Source organism: Halomonas sp. H33-56 (assembly GCF_040147035.1).
GTDB classification, from domain to species: Bacteria; Pseudomonadota; Gammaproteobacteria; order Pseudomonadales; family Halomonadaceae; genus Halomonas; species Halomonas litopenaei.
Window position 1 is genome coordinate 2,993,080 of record NZ_JAMSHP010000001.1, and the last position, 20,451, is coordinate 3,013,530.

A 20,451-nucleotide genomic window follows, 5' to 3' on the forward strand; every position below is an offset into this window, starting at 1 on the left:
AGCACAGGACGGCTCAGCAAGCAGACGGAAAGCCCTAGGCGCAGTCCGAAAAGTCGACGAGCGAAGGTTAGACAAGGCAAAAATCGGTGAGAAAGCGCAGTTTACGGGGTGTAAATGAGCATTTTGATCCGATTTTTAACGCCGTATTACCGAGCGCAGGCACTTTTCAGACAAGCCCTAGCGGAAATCCCGCGAGGGCACGCCGAGTTCGGCCCATAAGCCGCTCAAGTCCTCGAGCCGTCCGGCGATCACATGGATCACGCTGCCCTCGCGCTCCAGATGGCCGGTGACCTTCAACAGCCGGGCGTTCAACAGCGCCTGACGCTGGGCCTTGGCGGTGTCCTTCCACACCACCACGTTGACGTTGCCGGTCTCGTCTTCCAGGGTCACGAAGGTGACCCCGGAGGCGGTGCCCGGCCGCTGGCGGGTGGTCACCAGCCCCGCTACCTGGACCAGATGGCCGTGGTCCAGCTCGGCAAGCTCAGTGGCCTTGAGGCAACGCGCCAGTCCTTGCCGCCCCATTGAGGCCTGCTCGCGCAGCAACGCCATGGGATGGCGGGCAAGGCTCAGCCCCAGATGGCGAAAGTCCTCCTCGAGGTCAGCCTGCTCGCTGGGGGGCGCCAGCTCTGGGGTGGTGTCGTCGAGGATATCGGTCTCGCCCAGCGCCAGCGCCGGATCCGGCGCCAGCAGGTTCCAGCGTGCCTGGTAGCGATGGCCGCCGAGGCTCGACAGCGCCCCGGCCGCCGCCAGCGCTTCCCACTCGCGGGCCGACATCGGCGTGCGACGCCTGGCCTCGGCGACGCTGGCATAGCCGTTGGCCGGACGCCTCGCCAGCAGGCAGTCGATGGCACCACGCCCCAGCCCCTTGACCAGGCGAAAGCCCAGTCGCAGGGCGCCGTCCGGCTCCAGGGTGGCGTCCCAGTGGCTGGCATTGAGATCCACCGGACGCACCTCGACGCCGTGACGGCGGGCATCCTGCACCAGCTGTGATGGGCTATAGAAGCCCATCGGCTGGCTATTGAGCAGGCCGCAGCAGAAGGCCGCGGGATGGTGGCACTTGAGCCAGGCGGAGACGTACACCAGGTGGGCGAAGCTGGCCGCATGGGACTCGGGGAAGCCGTACTGGCCAAAGCCCTCGATCTGGCGGCAGATAGCGTTGGCAAACTCGTCGCTGTAGCCCCTGGCACGCAGCCCGGCGGTCAGCCGCTGCTGGTGTTCGGCGATGGTGCCGGCCCGTCGCCAGGCCGCCATGGCCCGCCGCAACTGGTCGGCCTCGCCACCGGAATAGCCCGCCGCCACCATGGCCAGCTTGATCACCTGCTCCTGGAAGATCGGCACCCCCAGTGTCCGCTCGAGCACGCCCCTGACCTCGTCGCTGGGATAGCTGACCTCCTCGATACCGTCGCGACGCCGCAGGTAGGGATGCACCATGTCGCCCTGGATCGGCCCCGGACGAACGATGGCGATCTCGATCACCAGGTCGTAGTAGTTGCGGGGCTTCAAGCGCGGCAGCATGTTCATCTGGGCCCGGCTCTCCACCTGGAAGACGCCGACGCTGTCCCCGCGACTGAGCATGGCGTACACCTCGGGGTCATCCCGGGGCACCCGGGACATGGCCATGGCCTGATGCTCGCCCTCGCTCTCGCCCGTGCTCTCATAGCAGCGCCTGTCGTCGTCCCGGTGTTCGCCTCCGTCTGACAGCAGCGCCAGGGTCTTGCGAATGGCGGTCAGCATACCCAGCGCCAGCACGTCGACCTTGAGCAGCCCCAGACTCTCCAGGTCGTCCTTGTTCCACTGGATCAGGGTGCGCCCTTCCATCGCGGCGTTCTCCACCGGCACCAGCTCGTGCAGCGGCCCGCGCGAGATCACGAAGCCCCCCACGTGCTGTGACAGGTGGCGGGGAAAGCCCAATAGCTGCTCCACCAGTTCGACCAGATGGCGCAGCAGTTCCGGGACGGCGGTGGAGGCGCCCTCTTCGCCTCCCGCGCCCACCGTCTCCCCCACCGTCTGCTTGAGCGCCTCGAGCCAGGCGCCCTGGCCCTCGCGTCGATCCAGCCGACTGGCGAGCCAGGCCAGATAGCCCGGTTGCAGCCCCAGAGCCCGCCCCACGTCCTTCAGTGCACTTCTGGGGCGGTAGCTGATCACGGTGGCGGCAAGCCCGGCCCGCTCGCGGCCGTAGCGCCGATAGATGTACTGGATCACCTCCTCGCGGCGCTCGTGCTCGAAGTCCACGTCGATATCCGGCGGCTCGTCGCGCTCCTCGGAAATAAAGCGTTCGAACAGCAGCTGCACCTGACGCGGGTCCACCTCGGTGATAAACAGGCAGTAACAGACCACCGAATTGGCCGCCGAGCCCCGCCCCTGACACAGGATGCCCTGGCGGCGGGCGAAGGCGACGATGTCCTCGATGGTCAGAAAGAACGGCTCGTAGGCCATCCTGGCGATCAGCTCAAGCTCGCGGGCGATCTGCTCGGCGATATCCGAAGGCGTACCCTCCGGGAAGCGTAGCCGCTCGCCCTGGCGCACCTTGTGCGCCAGCCAGGACGACGGCGTATGGCCGTCGGTGACCAGTTCCTCGGGGTACTCGTAGCGCAGCTCACCAGGGTCGAAGCGACAGCGCTCGGCGATACGCAGGCTTTGTTCGAGCAGCGCAGGCGCGAAACACTGCGCCAGCCGCGACAGGGGTCGCAGGCAGCGCTCGGCGTTGGGCTCGAGCAGAAAACCGGCGCGCTGCACGCTGGTGCGATGCCGAAGGGCGGTCAGTACATCCTGCAATCGCTTGCGGCTCGGCTGGTGCATCAGGACGCCACCGCTGGCGACCAGCGGCAGGCCTGTGGCGCTGGCCAGCCTCATCCGCCTTGTCAATCGCTCCTCCTCGCTTGCCTGGAAGTGGCGCTGGACCATCACCCAGCAGCGCCCGTCGAAGCGTTGCTTCAGCCCGTCCATTCTCTCCCGAGTCCGGGCGTCGTCGTTGCCCGGCAGGTACAGCAGCAGACAGTCCTCGAGCGCCTCCAGGTCCTCCCAGTCGAGACGATAGCTGCCCTTGGGCGCACGGCGACGGCCCAGGGTAATCAGCCGGCACAGGCTGGCGTAGCCGCTGCGGTTCTCGGCCAGCACGACCACGACCTCGTCGGCCAGGCGAAACTCGGCACCGACGATCAGCGCGATCCGGTGGTCTCGGGCAGCCTCCCAGGCGCGCACGATGCCGGCCACCGAGCACTCGTCGGTGATCGCCAGGGCGCGATAGCCAAGCTCGGCGGCGCGGGCGACCAGCTCATGGGGGTGAGACGCGCCCTTGAGAAAGGTGAAGTTGGACAGGCAATGTAGCTCAGCGTAGCCAGGGCCCGGGGCGACTTCGGCAGCGTCAGGTGGCTCGCCGACACGCTCAACCGAACCAGCCATGCAACCACCATTGCGACTCGGCGTCGCGAAAGACCCAGCCGTGGCGACCGTCCGGCCAGCAGGCCACGTGATAGTCACGTCGCGCCGGGGCGTCATCCCACCAGCCGCTGGCCAGTCGCTCGGGCCCGGCGACCCAGACCAGACGCTCGAGGGTCGCCGGCGTCAACGGCTCGGGGTGTTCCAGCAGCCAGGCCGGATGGTTGGCGCTCTGGATTTCAGCCGGGGGCCTGCGGGCGGTCCCCGGCTGCGCTACCAAGCGGGAGGCCCGTTCGGGGCGATGATCCTCCAGCGCCATGGGCTGCAACACGGCGCCATCACCGAGACGAGAACGCAACCGGCTGAACAGTGCCTCGGGGGTGTCTCTGGGCGGCGCCGCCTGAAACAGGTCCGTTGCCACCTCTTGCAGGCTAGCTACCTCGCTGACCTCCAGGCGCAGGCGCAACACCGGTGCTTCGAGTACCACTGATTCCAGGCGCAGCCGGCACAGCTCGAGCCAGGCCTCCGCCGCCTGCTCGCCCCCGGCGTGCCCCACGCTCAGGTCCTGAGCCCCTTCCCGGTGATACAGGGTCAAGGTCAACGACAATGCCTTGACGCAACGCACCTTGAGAAAGCCCTCGAGCTCCGCCAGCAGGCGCCGCAGGGGAAACACGATGCCGGCGGCCAGCTCGATCTCATGGACCAGCTCCCGCTCACGATCGAAGCGCGGTGGCGGCGCGAATACCGGCGGGGGATCGGCGACCTCGCCGGTCAAGCGCTGAAGGTAGCGCCGCAGGTCTGTCCCCAGGCGCGAGGCCAGCGAGGCCGGCGGCAGCACAAGCAGGTCATTGAGGTGCGTAAACCCGAGCCCCTTGAGGCGCGACTGCTGGCGTGCGGACAGCCCCAGCCGGTCGAGGCGAAGCCTGCCGAGCCTGGCCATATGCTCCGCCTCGCCCTGGCCACAATAGCCCCCCGTCCGGGCCAGCAGGCAGGCGGCCAGCGGGGTGTGCCCGGTGGCGCTGGACACCTCAAGCTCCAGGGTCGCCAATTCTTCGTGCAGTCGACGCCACAGTCCCTCGAGTCCGCCGAAGTAGTCGAGCATCGAGGCGATCTCCATCACCACCCCCCAGGACGCGGCGTTCTCCCCCGTCGGCTCGAGACTGACCCGGGCGCTGAAGCGGGCACACCACAACGCCAGCCCTTCGAGACGACGTCGGCTCACCTCAGGATCCGGCGTCAACAGCCGGAGTCCTGGCTCCAGACACAGTGCGGCATTGATCGTCATGCCCGGCCGCACACCGGCCTGCCAGGCCCTGGCCGAGGCCAGCGCGATACGCTCCCCGTCCTCGCACAGCAACGCGAGGGGTCCGTCATCGCCGGCGCTCAGCACCTCCAGCCCAAGCTGCGGACAGTGAAGGCATAGCCACAGCCCCTTCATGATCGCCCCGCACCCTTGCGCTCGGAGACGAGCAACACGGGGCGGGATCGACGTTCCCCACTGGGGGCGCACGGTAGCGAAGTCGGCCGCGGGCACGGGGGCGACAGCCTAGAGTCGGCCAGGGTGATATCGATGGCCCTGGCTGGCATGGCCCCCTTGCGCTTGAAGGCATGGACCTTGATGCGCCTCGACAAGGGCGCCGTCTCGTCACCGCTGCTCTGGTCAGGAGCCGACAGCCGTAGTCGCCAGGGGGCCACTGACCCTTGCTTGGCGAAGTCGGCCGGTCGAATCAGCGCGCCATGGCCGCCCCCTGACGCCGCGGCGAGCTGCAGCCGCCGCAGCCATTGCCCCTGCACCGCGGCGAACCAGCCCAGCACCAGATCGCAGCAGCCGCTCTTCAATGCCTGCTCCATGGCCCACAGCCGCTGCCTGGGATGGCGGGTACGCACGATGACTAGGCGCGACAGATCCAGGCCCGCCGCCGCCAGGGCCGCCGCATGAGGCTGCCAGGGTGGGTCAAACCACACCACCCGCTCGCAGCGGTGCATCAGCGGAAGCAATAGACGAATCTCGCCGCAACCCGCTCGATCCAGCAGCAGTTCCAGCAGCTCTCCCCGGGGCCAGCCACCGCCGAGCACCTCGTCCAGGGCCTCGACCCCGGTGGAGATCCCGCGCTTCGTGTCGCCCTCTGGCTGATCACGGTGCCACTGTCGCCGCGCCCGCCAGACGCTGCCTCGCTGCATCAAGCGCGCGAGGTCATCGCATGCGCTGTCACGGGCCTGGTTGTCTGCTGCCTTCATCGCTCCTCTCCCGCTCCTGTCCCGCTCCGTTCTTGCCCTGCTCAACTGGTCTGCTCAACTGGCCTGCTCTGCTGGCGTTCGCTGCTGGCGTTCTCTGCTGAGCTGCGCCCCTGGCCCGCTAGATACTCCAGCCCGGCCCAGGTTTCAGGCCCAGATTTCTGGTCCAGGTTTCAGGCCCAGATTTCTGGTCCAGGTTTCAGGCCCAGGTTTCTGGCCCAGGTTTCTGGTCCAGGTTTCTGGCCCATGTTTCTAGACCACGCCCTGGCCTTACCGGGCGGACGCCGAGATACCGAATACTGTTATTTTATACAGTAATCGTCCAATGCCAAGTCGGCAATGCAGCGCCAATGCAATCTGACGATGGGTCAGGAAAGCGGCACATCCGCTCACACCAGCACAGAAGCGCCACGGAGGCTCCCCCGGGGAGGGGTATGGTGGTCGTAGAAGGTTGTCACAGCTCAAGTTTGGCCTGCGTTAGCTGTGAAATAGTCAGGCAGGTCTTTTCTTCACCGCTGGACGTCATGACCATTCACACCCCCACGACACCGCCATGCACACCAGAGACCACGGTAGAAATCCGGGTCCGCGGCTGCGTGCAGGGTGTGGGGTTTCGTCCGACGGTATGGCAACTGGCCAACCGGCTAGCGCTGGTCGGTGAGGTGCTCAACGACGGTGAAGGCGTGCTGATCCGGGCAACCGGCCCCCGTGAACGCCTCGAGAGCCTGATCGAACGACTCAAGCGCGACCCGCCCCCACTGGCACAGATCACCGACATCGAGGTTCGCTCGGGCCTGGCACCGCTGCACCGAGTCGGCTTCACCATCGTCGATAGTCTCGAGGGCGCAACGCGCACCGATATCGCCGTGGACGCCGCCATCTGCGCAGCCTGCACAGAAGAAATACTGAGCCAGCACCAGCGACGCTCCGGTTACGCCCTGACCAACTGCACCCACTGTGGCCCACGCCTGTCGATCATTCGTGACATGCCCTACGACCGGGCGGCCACCACCATGGCTGACTTTGCGCTATGCGAGTGCTGTCGCGCCGAATATCTGGATCCCGGCGACCGTCGCTTCCATGCCGAACCCATCGCCTGTCCGGCCTGCGGGCCCCAGGTGCGTCTGGTGGCGCTGGACGACGGGCCCTGTCTGGCGGGCGAAGACGCCATCGACGCTCACACCACCCCCGCCATTGAGGCTCCCGTCGACCAAGCCGCCGCGCTGATCCGCCAGGGCCAGATCCTCGCCATCAAGGGGCTCGGCGGCTACCAGCTTGCCTGCGACGCCACCAGCACCGAGGCCCTCGAGCGCCTGCGACGGCTCAAGCATCGCCCCACACGACCGCTGGCGTTGATGGCCAAAGACCTGGAGATGGTCAGGCGTTATTGCCGGCTCGATGAGCTCGAACAACAGGCACTCTGCTCAGCCGCCGCGCCCATCGTGCTGCTCGAGCGGCGCCGCGACGAGGGTACAGGGCGGCCACTCGCCGAGGCCCTGGCCCCGGGACTCGACCGGCTCGGCGTGATGCTGCCATCGACCCCCTTGCACGTGCTGCTGTGCCAGCGGCTGCCCTTTCCCATCGTGATGACCAGCGGCAACGTCTCCGGGGAGCCCCAGCTGATCGACGATGGCGGACTCGTCGACAGCCTGTCGACGATCGCCAGCCACGCCCTCACCCACGACCGCGCCATCGCCCGGCGTATCGACGATAGCCTGGTACAGCTGGCCGCCGGCAAGGTGCGCATGCTGCGTCGTGCCAGGGGCTACGCCCCGGCATCACTGCCGCTGCCGCCTGGCTTCGAGGACATCTCGCCGGGGCTTGCCCTGGGTCCGCAACAGAAGGCCACCTTCTGCCTGGTGGATGGCCAGCGCGCGATCCTGTCGCCGCATCAGGGTGACCTGGACGACGCCGCCACCCTCGACGACTACGAACACAATCTTGACGACTTCCTGACGCTTTACGACCACCGTCCCGCCTGGCTGGCCTGCGACACTCACCCGGACTACCGTACCAGCGGCATGGCTCGGCGAATGGCCGACGACGCCGGCCTGCTACTCGATGCCATCGGCCATCACCACGCCCATATCGCCGCCTGTCTGGCCGACAACGGCTATCCTCGCGACGCCGCTCCGGTACTGGGGATCGCCCTGGACGGCCTGGGCCTTGGCGAGAATGGCGGCCTGTGGGGCGGTGAGTTCCTGCTGGCGGATTATCGCCATTGCCAGCGGTTGGGTTCTCTCAAGTCCGTGGCCATGCCGGGGGCCGGCGCCGCCTCCCGCGAGCCCTGGCGCAACCTCTTGGCGCAGCTCATCGCCGGTCCCGGCCTTGCCGCCCTCAAGCGCCGCCACCCAAACCTTGGCGTACTGAAGCGACTGCAGCAGAAGCCGATCGACACCCTCAGCGGGATGATCGAGGCCGGGCTCAACAGTCCCCTCGCCTCCTCCTGCGGGCGCCTGTTCGACGCCGTCGCCGCCGCCCTGGAGCTGTGCTTCGATCACCAGCACCACGAAGGCGAAGCGGCCATGGCCCTGGAAGCCCTGGCCGCCCGCGCGCTGACACCGACCCCGCCGCCTACGTCACGCACGTCTGGCGCCATTGCGCCCTATCCCTTCGCCCTTCACAGGGAGCAAGGCGGTCACCGGACCCTCGATCCGGCACCGATGTGGACGGCGCTGTTTGACGACCTGGCCGTCGGCAAGGACGCCACACTGATCGCGGCGCGCTTTCATCTGGGACTGGCCAAGGGGCTTGGCGAGGTCGTTGGCGAGATGCTGGGCGACGTCGATGGCGACATGCAGGACGACTCACGTGACGAAGTCTCTAACGACAATGCCCGGCGCCTCTCCAGCACGCGCAACGTCGAGGCCGTCGCGCTGAGCGGCGGCTGTTTTCACAACCGCACCCTGCTGGAACTGACGCTTAAGTGCCTCGCACCCCTGCCTGTTCAGGTGCTGACCCACCGCCAGGTGCCGGCCAACGACGGCGGCATCGCCCTGGGCCAGGCGCTGATCGCGGCAGCACGGCGTCATCCGCTGGCCTCCGACCAGGCGTCGGATAGTCTGACCTCGGCAGCCTCAGCAATCTCGGCAACCTCAGCAACCTCGACGATCTCGACAACAACAACCGTTCCCTCCATTGCCACTGTCACTACCGCCACCACGGCATCCAATAACGCACAGGAGACCGCCCATGTGTCTGGGAATTCCAGGACAGATCATTTCCCTCGATGACGCCGACGCGCGGCTCGCCACGGTGGACGTGAGCGGGGTCCGACGCCAGATCAACATCGCCTGCATCGTCGATGACGACCACCCGCCCGAACGCTGCGTGGGCGACTGGGTACTGGTCCATGTGGGCTTCGCTCTGAACCGTATCGACGCCGAGGCTGCGGCGCGCACCCTCGAACTGCTGGACGAACTGGGCGACACCCACGAGTTCGACGCTCTGACCTTGACCGGCGACCAGGAGGTCTCTTCATGAAATTCATCGACGAATTCCGCGATCACGCCCGCGCCCGGCAGATCCTCGAACACATCACCACCCTGGTCGCCCGCCTGGCCGAGCAGCGCGGCGGCCCGGTGCGCATCATGGAGGTCTGTGGCGGCCACACCCACGCGATCTTCCACTATGGGCTGGAGGCCATGCTGCCGCCGGAACTGGAGCTGATTCACGGCCCCGGCTGCCCGGTGTGCGTGCTGCCGATGGGGCGCGTCGATGACTGCGTCGCCATCGCCGAACGTCCCGAGGTGATCCTCGCCACCTTCGGCGACGCCATCCGGGTTCCCGGCTCACGCAAGAGCCTGATGCAGGCCAAGGCCGACGGCGCCGACGTGCGCATCGTCTACTCCCCCACCGACGCCCTGGCACTGGCGCGCAAGCATCCGGATCGGGAAGTGGTGTTCTTTGGCCTGGGCTTCGAGACCACCATTCCCTCCACCGCCCTGACCATCGCCCAGGCCGAGCGCGAAGGGGTCGGCAACTTCTCGGTGTTCTGCAACCACATCACCATCATCCCGACGTTACAGGCGATCCTCGACAATCCTGACCATCGCCTGGATGGCTTCCTCGGGCCGGGACACGTGTCGATGATCATCGGCACCGACCCCTACCGCTTCATCGCCGAGCGCTACGGCTGCCCGGTGGTGGTCTCCGGCTTCGAGCCCCTGGATATCCTGCAGTCGCTGCTGATGGTCATTCGCCAGCTCCACGATGGCCGCGCCGAGGTCGAGAACCAGTACCAGCGTCTGGTGACCAGCGACGGCAACCTCACCGCGCTGGAGGCCTTCCATCGGGTCTACGAGCCCCGCGAGAGCTGCGAGTGGCGCGGGCTCGGCTCGATCGCCGAGTCAGGTGTCCAGATCAAGGATTCCTATGGTGCCTTCGATGCCGAACGCAAGTTCGCCGTGCCCAACCAGCAGGTGGCCGACCCGGACAACTGCCGCTGTGGTGACGTGCTCACCGGCAACCTCAAGCCCTGGCAGTGCGAGCTGTTCGGCAAGCGTTGCACACCGGATCAACCCCGGGGCGCGCTGATGGTCTCCAGCGAAGGCGCCTGCGCCGCCTACTATCAATACGGCGGTGGCAACGTCGATAGCCCGAACCACAGCACAAGCCAGGCCGAATCATGAGCGATACGACACGACGACAGCTTCCCACCCTTGTCGCCCGCGCGGTGACCCAGGCCCACGGAGGCGGCGGCAAGGCCATGAAGGAGCTGATCGATGACGTCTTCGTCAGGGAATTCACCGCGCTTCCCGAGGTGCTCGAGGACCAGGCGCGGCTGGAGCTGGCCGAGCTGGCATGCCTGGGCGACCGACTGGCCATGACCACCGACGGCTTCGTGGTCGACCCGCTGTTCTTTCCCGGTGGTGACATCGGCAAGCTGGCGGTGTGCGGCACCGTCAACGACCTGGCCGTGGGGGGCGCCCATCCCCGCTACCTGTCCTGCGCGGTGATCCTGGAAGAAGGCCTGCCAATCGATGACCTGAGGCGCATCGCCCACTCCATGGCCACAGCCGCCCGCGAGGCCGGCGTCGAGATCGTCACAGGTGACACCAAGGTGGTCGAGCGCGGGGCCTGCGACGGCGTCTTCATCACCACCACCGGCATCGGCGTCATTCCCGCCGAGCGTAAGCTCGGTATCGAGCGCATCCAGGCCGACGACGTGATCATCGTCAACGGCTGGCTCGGCGATCACGGTGCCGCCATCCTGGCGGCCCGTGGCGACCTGTCGCTGGACACCGACCTGGAGAGCGACTGTGCCGCCCTCAATGGCCTGATCGAGGCACTGCTGGCCGCCGCCCCCGAGACCCGCTGCCTGCGTGACGCCACCCGGGGCGGCGTCGCCACGGTGCTCAACGAGATGGCCGAGGCCTCCAGGCTTGCCATCGAACTCGACGACCTGGCCCTGCCGCTGCGCAAGGAGGTCCGGGGGATGTGCGAGATACTGGGACTGGACCCTCTGTACCTGGCCAACGAAGGCAAGCTGGTGGCGGTGGTGCCCGCGGCTCAGGCCGAGGCGGCCCTGGCCGCCCTGCGCGGGCATCCGCTGGGAAAGGAAGCCGCGATCATCGGTCAGGCGCTGGACGGCAAGCCGGGACGGGTGACGCTGCGCACCGGCTTCGGCGGCCAGCGCATCGTCGACATGCTGGTGGGAGAGCAGCTACCGCGCATCTGCTGATGCGATGCTGACACGCTGATGGTGGTCTGCTCAGGGCCGATTCGAATCTCGGCCTATTCGGGGTCGCCGGCCGCCTCGCCGATCCCGTAGCGTTGCAGCTTGGCCCTCAGGCCGATGCGCGATAGCCCCAGTTCACTGGCGGTACGCGACTTGTTGCCGCCATGACGCTCGAGCGCCCGGGCCAGGCAGCTCGCCTCCAGGCGCTCGACCCGCTCGCGCAGGGTGCCGGCGTCCTCGTCATCCTCGACCGGATCGGCTGTCGTATTCGCTTTCGGCGGCTCAGGCAGGTCCTGGCGCCGCTCGACTGGCGCCTGACGCCATTCATCGGTTCGCAGGTGCGGCGCCAGCAGTTCGACACCAAGCTTCTCGCCGGTCGCCAGCATCACCATGCGGGTGATCTGATTTTCCAGCTCGCGAACATTGCCGGGCCAGGCGTAGGCGCAAAGACACGCCATCGCCGCATCGGTGAAGCCGCCGACCCGGACCCCGTGGCGGGAAGCGATCCGCGCCAGCAGCACCTCGGCCAGAGCCGCGATATCACAGGCGCGCTCGCGCAGCGGTGGCAACTGAACCGGGGCCACCGTCAGGCGATGGTAGAGGTCCTCCCGGAAGCGCCCCGCCGCCACCTCGGCCATCAGATCCCGATTGGTCGCGGCGATGACCCGGACGTCCAGCTGGCGCACCTCGTTGGTCCCCACCGGACGCACCTCTCCCTCCTGCAGAAAACGCAACAGGCGCAGCTGAAAGGCGCTGGAGGTATCACCGATCTCGTCCAGCAGCAGGGTGCCCTCGTGGGCCCGCTCCAGCAGCCCGACGCGGCTTGAACTCGCTCCGGTGAAGGCCCCCTTGCAGTGGCCGAACAGCTCGCTCTCCAGCAGTTCATCGGTCACCGCGCCGCAGTCCAGGGCGTAGAAAGGCATCTCCGAGCGCAGGCTGCTGGCGTGGATCGCCCGGGCCATCAACTCCTTGCCGGTGCCGCTTTCTCCTGTCACCAGAACCGGCACGTCGAAGCCGGCGATGCGCGCCGCCATGTCGCACAGCGGCTCCAGCGGCGATCCCGGCGCCCGGATGATCGTCTCGAAGCCCCCCGCCTCGCGCATCCGCCGGCGGTGGGCCGCCAGCCGCGCCTGAACGGTCGGCTGGTACAGCGCACGCTCCGCGCGCAGCCGCCGACACTCCCGCTCGAGCTGGTACTGACGCAGGGCGACGTCGATGGTTCGCGCTATCACCTCAACCGGACTGCAGCGACAAAGCAGGTGAAACGCCTCGGGCCAGTCACCGACCGAGGTGGGCCCATGATCGGCGATCACCAGACACTGCACCTCGGGCCAGCGATGGGCCAGTTCCCTGGCCCAGCCACCGTCATGGGACAGCCCCGTGCCCCTGGCGGCGTCGCCCTCATGTGCAAGCTCGACAATCACCAGCCCGACCCACTCGGACACCAGCAGCGCCCGAGCCTCTTCCCAGTGCGTCGCCCTCAGGCACTCCAGGCGCCCTTGCGTGACGCCCTCGAGCGAGTCGATTCGCTCGCTGGCGACACCGACCACCAGCACACTGGGCAGCGACTCGGCGGCAACACCGCGTCCATCGAACAGCGGACCCTCGACCAAGGTGGACATGGCGACCCCTAGCGCTGCTCGAGCATGGCAAGGTGCTGACGCGCCCGGCTCAAGGCGCGCTGCCTGAGCGCCTCGCGGCGGGCGTCGATCCAGTCGAGCCAGGCGTCCATGCCCTCACCACTGGTGGCCGACAGCCGCAGGATCTCCAGTTCGGGATTGATCCGACGGGCGTAGGCTTCGCAGGCGTCCATGTCGAAGTCGACATGGGGCGCCAGATCGACCTTGCTCAGCAGCATCAGTGAGGCGGCGGCGAACATGTGCGGGTACTTGAGCGGCTTGTCCTCGCCTTCGGTCACCGACAGGATCACCACCTTGGCGTCCTCGCCCAGATCGAAGCCCGCCGGACACACCAGGTTGCCCACATTCTCGATAAACAACAGGCCAAGCCCGGGCGGGCTTACCTGAGGCAGCGCCCGTTCCACCATGGAGGCGTTGAGATGGCAGCCCTTGCCGGTATTGACCTGCAGCGCCGGCACCCCGGTCTCGCGAATGCGCTGGGCGTCATTGGCGGTCTGCTGGTCGCCCTCGATCACCGCCACCCCCTCGGCGCCGAGCCGACGGATGGTATCCACCAGCAGCGTGGTCTTGCCGGAACCCGGGCTCGACACCAGATTCAGCGCCAGCACGCCGTCGGCCTCGAGGCGCCGCCGATTGCCCTCGGCGATGGCGTCATTGCGGGCCAGGATGTTGGTCTCGATCTCCACCAGACGGCGTTGTGACATCCCCGCCACCTCGACCCCGGCAGGCCCTGCGCCACAGTCCAGATGCGGCGAGGCGTCCGGCTCGGCAGCGCCAGGGTGGTCGCCGTGGCCATGGGAATGAACATGGGCGTGCACATGATCATGAGAGTGGGCGTGATCGTGAGAGTGGGAATGCCCATGGTGGTGGGGATGAGTGTGCTCGTGGTCGTGAGGGTGAGCGTGGGAATTAGCGTGCGCATGCTCGTGCTCGTGCTCGTGCGCATGCTCGTGATGATGGGCGTGACGCTGGTCACCGCTTTCGGCGCATCCGCAGACGGTACACATCAGACAACCTCCAGTTCCTTGACGCGAAGTTCCTCTCCGCCGGTCACGTGAAGACGGGCGCTGGAACACAGGGGGCAATCGTCGCCACGCTGGGCAATATCCACCGTGCGATTGCAACCGAAACACCAGGCCGTGGCTGGTACATTGACGATATCCAGCGTCGCCCCTTCGGCGACGGAGCCACGGGTGGACAGATCGAAACCGAACGCCAGGGCCTCGGGCTCGACGCAGGACAAGGCCCCGATCTCGAGACACACCCGGGTCACCTTCTCGAACGCCTGGACGCTGGCCTGCTCCTCGATCAGCTCGACGATGCTCTGACACAGGCTCAATTCGTGCATGATGACCTCCCCTTGGGCGGCCCTGCCTTCCGGCATGGCGCCTGCGAAGGCGCCTGGCACAGCGCTTCACTCGACTCCTGCCACACCACCGGCAGACAGGGATCGGCGCAGCTCAGCGCCATCGCCACCCGCTGCCGGGCCCGGTTGTCGCCATCACTGAGGCCGCCACTATGGCCATCACTGAGGCCATGACTGTAGCCATGGCACTCGCCCTGACCGTGGGCGGATTCCAGCAAGCGGGAAAGGAAGCCCCGTTGCCGCTCGCCATCTGGGCCGACAGCACCGTCGAGCATGGCGTCGGTCGGGGTGATGATGTGGTAGTCGACGACGCGGTCGTCCCGGCACGCCACCCGATGCACCAGGCGTCCCCGGGCGGCCTCGGCCCAGCCACTGCCATCGGAGGCACGCCCGCAGCGTGGCTTGCCGGCATCGCTGCTATCCCCAGCAGGGCAGTTGCCGGCGCCGGCGCGCAGCGCAACTATCAACTGCGCCACCTCCACCACCCGCGCCAGCATCCGCGCATACAGACTCCAACCATCCCGCGCGATGACGCCGCCTAGCGACGCATGCCCGGCTACGCGCCCCACGAAGGTAGGGTCGTCCGCCACGGCGATTCGCCCGAACTCCCGCGGCCAGTCGGCGACCTGGCGCAGCACCTCGGCGGGCCGACTCGGCGCTCGCTCAAGCCACGCCTCGAGATCCTCCAGTGCGCGCTCGGCCGGACCGGCGAACACCCGCGCCTCCAGCACCTCCAGCGTGGTCAGCGAAAGCCCCGCCAGCCCCTTCAGGGAGTCGGCATCCATCGCCATCCCCAGCACCCCCGGCCAGTCCCGCAGCATGACCAGGCCATGCTCGCGCAGCGTCTCGAGCTGGATATTGCGGTGGCAGTCAGGGGCAAGCGGCAGGTCCATGGCATTGGCTGCCGCGGCGCTCTGGGCGGCGGCGCACAGGTTGTAGAGACACCCCACCATAGTCATCGCCTCGTGACGATTTCGATCGATCAGCCACTGGGTCGGCATACTCCCCCGCTGACTCACGCGAAACCCCGGCTCGCCCTCAGGGTTGTGGCCGTGGCCGTGACTGATGATCAGCGTCGGCATCATGACGACTCGTCCTCGTCCCCTGACGCAGAATCCAAGGGCGCCCCACTGCTGGGGGCGGCTTTGGTGCCGGCAGTGGTGCTCGACGTGCGCCCGGTCAGGAAGTCTCGCCGAGACTCGAGCCCGGGTGCCGGGGGTGACCACTGGCTTACGCCAGCTTCGCCATCGCCGCCCATGGGTTCGGGGTCGGCCGGGGGCGCCGCGGTGCTTTTAGCCACAGCGTCAGCGTCAGCATCTGCCCCGGCGATACCCTCCTCCCCGGCCACGCTCAGCGCGGCGATATCGGCGTGGCGATCCGTCTCGGCGCGGTGGGCCGGATCGAACAGCGCCTCCATGGCGGCGTGCGCCACCTCGGTGGCGTAGGCCTGGCTTGCAAACTCGCTCATGTCGGAAAACAGCGAACAGGCCAGGAAGGCGCCCACCGGCACCCGGGTATTGAAGATGAATTCGTAGTCGCCGGAGGCAAAGGAGTAGACCCGCTTGTCGCCGGGACGCAGGCACTGGACGTCGTCATCGGGACCTGGGATCACCACCAGATTCATCAGCCAGGGCGCGACCAGGATGCCCAGCAGCCCGCCCTCCCAGGGGATAAACCCCACCGCCTCGACGTGCAGCGACAGATTGTTGAAGGGGGAATCCTTCATGCCGGTGGTCTGGATCTCGCGAAAGGTCTCGACCAGTCGCTTGACGGCGCCCATATCCGCCGTCGCAGCCCCGGCGGGTGTGGCGGGCGCGGCGGGCGCGGCGGCCGCCCCCCCGACGCCCTGCCGATCATCCAGCACCATAAACTGGTTGCGCTCACCGTCGCACTGGGGGCAGCGCCAGTCCTGGGGCAGCGCCGAGAACGGCGTCCCCGGCTCGACCTGACGGACGGCGTCGCCGACGGCCGGGTCATAGCAGTACCAGCAGATCTTGCACTCGAGCCGGGCGTCGTCGTCCAGACGCGCCAGGTCTCCGAGAAACGAACCTTCGAATCGTGCCGTCACGCCATCGCCTCCGCTACCTGCTTGAGTCGAATCACCGAATCGGCGATGTCTTCGGCCGCCGCGCAGGCCACCTCGGGCACATCGGAGACTTCGATGACGTCCAGAATCAGCGAGTCCTGGGAATTGAAGTAGCGCACCCGCCAGACGTGATCGAGGGCGGTGCTGTCGATACGACAGTTGCCGTAGCCCCGCGACAGGATGGTGACCTCGCCCCGGCCCAGCGCCTCGTCCAGATAGGCCAGATCCTCCGGGGTATGGGGCAACAGCGACAGGTTGATGGCATATGGCTCATTGTTGGAACAGAGCTCGCCACCCGGGACACGCTCCTCGCAACGCTCGATCAGCTCCGAGACGATAAAGGGCCCGTTGACCACACCCTGGCCGGCCTCCGGCGGGCAGAAGATGCGCTGCTGGCGGCATTGCCCCACCGCCAGGGGCACCACGCCGATCTCGATATGCTCACGCACACTGCCCGAGGCGTGATCCACATCACGGGACGTCACCCGCCACAGACCGGCGAAGACCGACTCCTGAATCTCGACGGCATCCTTGCCACCGACCTTGATCGCGACCTCACCCTCGCCGAGTGCATCGGCCAGCGCCTTGCGATTCTCGGCATCGAGCGACGGCAGCTCGACCACCAGATTGCCGCCCTCCGGCGTCCACTCGGCGGCCCTGTCGGCCAGAGCGCTGAGGGCATCCAGCGCCGGCCGGATGCGCTCGGGGTCCTCCACCTCGGGAAAGCTCGGCTGAAAGGTGCTCATTCCCGATGGCATCGGCAGGTAATCGAGCACGGCCTCCTCGGGCTGGCTGCCAGGCCCGATACCCGGCGATGACGGCATGAATCCCTGGGTCATGTTCGAATACTCCCGTCGCGAGCGATGATATTGGCGCTGGCAGACGTCCCTTGCAGAATGGCGTGGATCTCGCCCAGGTAGTCGTCCCAGTCGCGCACCTTCGAGATCACACCGGTCATCCGCCCGTCCTGGAAAAACAGCAGTGAAGGCACCGGCCACACCTGAAAGCGTTCGCGGGTGGCGTCTTCTTCCGCGCGATCCACCACCGCGGGCTCAAACCGCCCCGGGAAGGCCTTGACCAGCTCCGGCAGAATGGCGGCCACATCGTTGGTCTCGAGGTTGGTGGCCGGATCACCACTGAGAAACAGCACCCGGGCGCCTGGCCCCGTCACGAAAGCCGCCAGTTCCTCCCCGGCGAGGCAGGGATAGTCCAGTTCATTGATCAGCCGGTGCAATGGCCCCGTCATTGGCGTGACTCCCTTGTCGCTCACTTGTCGCTCACTCGCTTGTGTTGTCGATCACCCGCTTGCGTTGTTACCCGTGGCGTACTCAGCCGGTGGAGGCACCCGCCTTGCGCGCCGCCTCCAGATGCGGCGGCAGGCGGGGTTCGCCCTGCTCCAGGTCTGCAAATAGTCCCGTCTCGACCGTCCCTCCCTCGGCCGCCATGGCCATGGCCTTTAGCGCATCGCTGATGCGCAGCGCCTCATCGGCCTCCAGCACCCGGCGCGCCGCTCCCAGAAATACCAGCAGCCAATCACCGGGGCTCACCGCCTCGACCAGGGAAATATCGACCTCTTGTCGATCCTCTGCCCCGTCGCTGACACAGATGGCGAGCGTCCCGCTGGCCTCAAGCACCCGCATGGGAATGCCAATGCACATATCGCGGCTACTCCTTCGCAATGCTGTCGGTAACACCATCCCGCTCGCTTCCCGCCTCGCGAGACGGGTCGCCGTGCGCCCCGCCAGGATGGCCAAGGTCCCTCGCCAGAAAGCGCGGATCACCCACACGGCAGGCCTCGCGCGGCGAGGGACGCAGGTTTTCGTAGTGGTGAAGGGCGAGCGCCGAAGGCGCCAGTTCGGCGATGGGGGCCTGGTGATCGCGGCTGTGTCCGGGCCCGTGTTGAGAGCCGTGTCCGGGGCTGTGTTGAGAGCCGTGTCCGGGGCTTTGTTGAGAGCCGTGTTCGGGGCTCTGTTGGGAGCCGTGTCCGGGGCGGTGTTGAGAGCGAAGCTCAGGCCTTGCGCCCCAGGACGCCAGTTCATCGACCACCAGGCGGATCACCTCATCGATTCGCGCGGCGATCTCCGGTCGCAGCGAGCCGCCATAATCGTCAAGCACCGAGGGCTGCACACCGACCAGCATCACCTTCTGTGGCTGCCAGCCGAGCAGCTGCGCCGCCGCCAGCACCTCCTGAAAGCCGGTCTGGTGCAGCGACATCTTCTTGGCGCCCATGAAGCTCGGCACCGCGTCATCGCGCACCACGTGCACACTGCCCGGGGCAAGGCCGTAGTCGATGGCATCGATGACCAGCAGGCACTCACAGGACTGCACGTAGGGCAGCAGGTAGAGTCCCTGGGTACCGCCGTCCATCACGGTCACCGTCTCGGCAAACGTATAGCGCTGGTGAAGCGCCTCCACCGCGCGGACCCCGAAACCCTCGTCGGCCCACAGCACATTGCCGATACCCAGCACCAGAATCGATGGCGTCGCCTCGTGATCATCCGTCTTCATGCCGGCTCCTTCGCTGCGCCGAATATCTGCCTGCGCTACTTTAGTTGGCTTTATCCTGCGTCTCGTTCTTCGTTCTTTCCTTGTTCTTTCTTCGCCTCTTTCAGCGGCTCGCTGTTCGTCTGATTCCTGGATGCATTCGCCATAAAAACATCAAGATGCAGCATCAAAGCCAAAGGCTAGCGACGAAGCGCCTTTTTCAACGACAAACAAGACACCGAAAAACAAGACAACGACAAACAAGGCACCGAAAAACAAGACGCCGAGAAACAGGCCGCAAAAATCTGCCGAAAACACTTCCATCTGCGCCACCCATGGCATACGCGGAAGCGATTTTTTACACTACAGCAGCCACTTACATGCACATATCCACGATGACCTGAAAAAAACCTCGACCATTTCCGCAGAATAACGCCGCCACCTTTCAATAAAAAACATGCCCATCGTTTTGGCACAGCTACATGGTATACAACCCTACAAAAGTCCAATAACCGCCGATTCAAAGAGAATCTTTCTCATAAAACACCGGGCAACAACGTTTCAAAAAATGACTTGTGATTACCTGATTAATGCCCGACCAAGATGCCTCCCCCACCGGCCTATGCACGCGCCTCGCCAACCTCCCTGAACGCCAACAAAAAGCGCCGGAGACCTCACCCGATATTCTCGGTGAAGCCTCCGGCGCCAACGGTCAGCGCTTACGCCCTTCAACGGCAGGGCTAACGAGCAACTGCAAACAACTGCGAGCTATGACAAGTCACGGCGAGCAACGACAACTCACTACAAAGGGTCGTCGTCCTTGAAGGTGCGCTCCCCTGAGATCATGGTCGAGACGATGCTCTGGCGGGACATGATGTCTTCGCGTATCGCCACGTACACATGGATGATGATGAAGGTGATCATCACCCACATGCCGAGACGATGCAGGGTATGCACGTCCAGGCTCTGGCCCACCAGCGGGATGACCCAGCCGAACAGCGTGTCCTGCCAACTGCCGCGCAGGGCACCTTCGGCGTAGAGCGCCATTCCGGTCACGATCATGAACAGCGTGCCGAGGGTGATGAAGATGAACATCGCCAACTGCGCCAGCGGGTTGTGGCCCACGTACTTGCGCGGGCGCTTCTCCAGAAACAGGTACCAGCGAAGCTCGAACCACACCTCACGCCACCAGTCACGACGGTGTAACGGCAAGCGAAACAACTGCTTGGCGTGGTGATTGCCGACCAGCGACCAGTAGAAGCGAAACAGAAAACCGATCGCCAGGATGTAGCCTGCGGTGAAGTGGGCAAAGCGGATATAGCCCATCACAAAGTGATCGCTGGCCTCACCTGCCACGGTCGGCAGCGGCTTGCCGATAAAGTAGCCGGTGACGATCAGGACCAGGATGGCCGCCGCGTTGGTCCAGTGCCACAGCCGCAGCGGCGCCTCATAGACATAGACAGACGTCTGCTTGACCGAGGAAGGCAGCACCCGCTCCTCCCCGGGGCCAAGCTTGCCTGCCTGAGGGTCGGCCTGGCTGGCTTCTGCAGGTGACGACGCTTTCGAGTCATGGGACATGGGA

General features: G+C 66.4%; 18 protein-coding genes. 4 read left to right on the forward strand and 14 right to left on the reverse strand.

The genetic code is table 11. The features are described from left to right. Positions 1-177 precede the first annotated feature (177 nt). From NFH98_RS12775 to imuA, 3 genes are read right to left on the reverse strand one after another with little or no spacing between them, the layout of a single operon-like run. Positions 178-3,402 carry an error-prone DNA polymerase gene (locus NFH98_RS12775; protein ID WP_349622801.1) on the reverse strand — a complete coding sequence of 1,075 codons (3,225 nt, stop codon included), beginning with the start codon at positions 3,400-3,402 and terminating at the stop codon, positions 178-180. Continuing rightward, entirely contained in the window at positions 3,386-4,816 is a 1,431-nt protein-coding gene (locus NFH98_RS12780; protein WP_349622802.1) for a Y-family DNA polymerase, read from the reverse strand. Before NFH98_RS12780 ends, NFH98_RS12775 begins: the two co-directional genes overlap by 17 nt. Continuing rightward, positions 4,813-5,616 (reverse strand): translesion DNA synthesis-associated protein ImuA, encoded by an 804-nt coding sequence (gene imuA / locus NFH98_RS12785; RefSeq protein ID WP_349622803.1) that lies wholly within the window; start codon positions 5,614-5,616, stop codon positions 4,813-4,815. Before imuA ends, NFH98_RS12780 begins: the two co-directional genes overlap by 4 nt. A gap of 521 nt (positions 5,617-6,137) precedes the next feature. On the opposite strand from imuA, the gene hypF reads away from it, so the two are divergent. Genes hypF through hypE form a run of 4 tightly spaced genes read left to right on the forward strand, consistent with a single transcriptional unit; the run spans position 6,138 to position 11,296 of the window. Continuing rightward, positions 6,138-8,846 (forward strand): carbamoyltransferase HypF, encoded by a 2,709-nt coding sequence (hypF, locus tag NFH98_RS12790; protein ID WP_349622804.1) that lies wholly within the window; start codon positions 6,138-6,140, stop codon positions 8,844-8,846. Next, positions 8,806-9,096 (forward strand): HypC/HybG/HupF family hydrogenase formation chaperone, encoded by a 291-nt coding sequence (locus NFH98_RS12795; protein ID WP_045994052.1) that lies wholly within the window; start codon positions 8,806-8,808, stop codon positions 9,094-9,096. The genes hypF and NFH98_RS12795 overlap by 41 nt, the downstream gene beginning before the upstream one ends. After that, entirely contained in the window at positions 9,093-10,244 is a 1,152-nt protein-coding gene (gene hypD / locus NFH98_RS12800) for a hydrogenase formation protein HypD (protein ID WP_349622805.1), read from the forward strand. The genes NFH98_RS12795 and hypD overlap by 4 nt, the downstream gene beginning before the upstream one ends. Continuing rightward, positions 10,241-11,296: a hydrogenase expression/formation protein HypE gene (hypE, locus tag NFH98_RS12805; protein ID WP_349622806.1), complete on the forward strand. Its 1,056-nt coding sequence runs from the start codon at positions 10,241-10,243 to the stop codon at positions 11,294-11,296. The genes hypD and hypE overlap by 4 nt, the downstream gene beginning before the upstream one ends. 53 nt (positions 11,297-11,349) lie before the next feature. Here hypE and NFH98_RS12810 read toward each other — a convergent pair whose 3' ends face one another. The 11 genes from NFH98_RS12810 to cybH form a co-directional block, all read right to left on the reverse strand. Beyond that, positions 11,350-12,915: a sigma-54 interaction domain-containing protein gene (locus tag NFH98_RS12810; RefSeq protein ID WP_349622807.1), complete on the reverse strand. Its 1,566-nt coding sequence runs from the start codon at positions 12,913-12,915 to the stop codon at positions 11,350-11,352. An 8-nt stretch (positions 12,916-12,923) separates the two neighbouring features. Continuing rightward, entirely contained in the window at positions 12,924-13,940 is a 1,017-nt protein-coding gene (hypB, locus tag NFH98_RS12815) for a hydrogenase nickel incorporation protein HypB (RefSeq protein WP_502878745.1), read from the reverse strand. Beyond that, on the reverse strand, positions 13,940-14,281 hold the full coding sequence (gene hypA / locus NFH98_RS12820; RefSeq protein WP_045994057.1) for a hydrogenase maturation nickel metallochaperone HypA: 342 nt from the start codon (positions 14,279-14,281) through the stop codon (positions 13,940-13,942). Before hypA ends, hypB begins: the two co-directional genes overlap by 1 nt. Then, positions 14,269-15,384 (reverse strand): hypothetical protein, encoded by a 1,116-nt coding sequence (locus tag NFH98_RS12825; protein ID WP_349622809.1) that lies wholly within the window; start codon positions 15,382-15,384, stop codon positions 14,269-14,271. Before NFH98_RS12825 ends, hypA begins: the two co-directional genes overlap by 13 nt. Beyond that, positions 15,381-16,367 (reverse strand): [NiFe]-hydrogenase assembly chaperone HybE, encoded by a 987-nt coding sequence (locus tag NFH98_RS12830; RefSeq protein ID WP_349622810.1) that lies wholly within the window; start codon positions 16,365-16,367, stop codon positions 15,381-15,383. The genes NFH98_RS12825 and NFH98_RS12830 overlap by 4 nt, the downstream gene beginning before the upstream one ends. Beyond that, positions 16,364-17,224, reverse strand: a complete 861-nt coding sequence (locus NFH98_RS12835; RefSeq protein ID WP_349622811.1) for a hydrogenase expression/formation protein — start codon at positions 17,222-17,224, stop codon at positions 16,364-16,366. The genes NFH98_RS12830 and NFH98_RS12835 overlap by 4 nt, the downstream gene beginning before the upstream one ends. After that, the gene (locus tag NFH98_RS12840; protein WP_349622812.1) at positions 17,221-17,631 is read right to left on the reverse strand and encodes a thioredoxin domain-containing protein; all 411 of its coding nucleotides are present in this window, start codon (positions 17,629-17,631) and stop codon (positions 17,221-17,223) included. The genes NFH98_RS12835 and NFH98_RS12840 overlap by 4 nt, the downstream gene beginning before the upstream one ends. An 82-nt stretch (positions 17,632-17,713) precedes the next feature. Beyond that, positions 17,714-18,043, reverse strand: a complete 330-nt coding sequence (locus NFH98_RS12845; protein ID WP_348814484.1) for a HypC/HybG/HupF family hydrogenase formation chaperone — start codon at positions 18,041-18,043, stop codon at positions 17,714-17,716. Positions 18,044-18,050: 7 nt separating this feature from the next. After that, positions 18,051-18,893: a HyaD/HybD family hydrogenase maturation endopeptidase gene (gene hybD, locus NFH98_RS12850; protein ID WP_349622813.1), complete on the reverse strand. Its 843-nt coding sequence runs from the start codon at positions 18,891-18,893 to the stop codon at positions 18,051-18,053. A gap of 150 nt (positions 18,894-19,043) precedes the next feature. After that, complete coding sequence (locus tag NFH98_RS12855) at positions 19,044-19,193, reverse strand: hypothetical protein (RefSeq protein WP_349622814.1); 150 nt, start codon at positions 19,191-19,193, stop codon at positions 19,044-19,046. A 477-nt stretch (positions 19,194-19,670) separates the two neighbouring features. Beyond that, entirely contained in the window at positions 19,671-20,447 is a 777-nt protein-coding gene (cybH, locus tag NFH98_RS12860) for a Ni/Fe-hydrogenase, b-type cytochrome subunit (RefSeq protein ID WP_289104727.1), read from the reverse strand. Positions 20,448-20,451 lie beyond the last annotated feature (4 nt).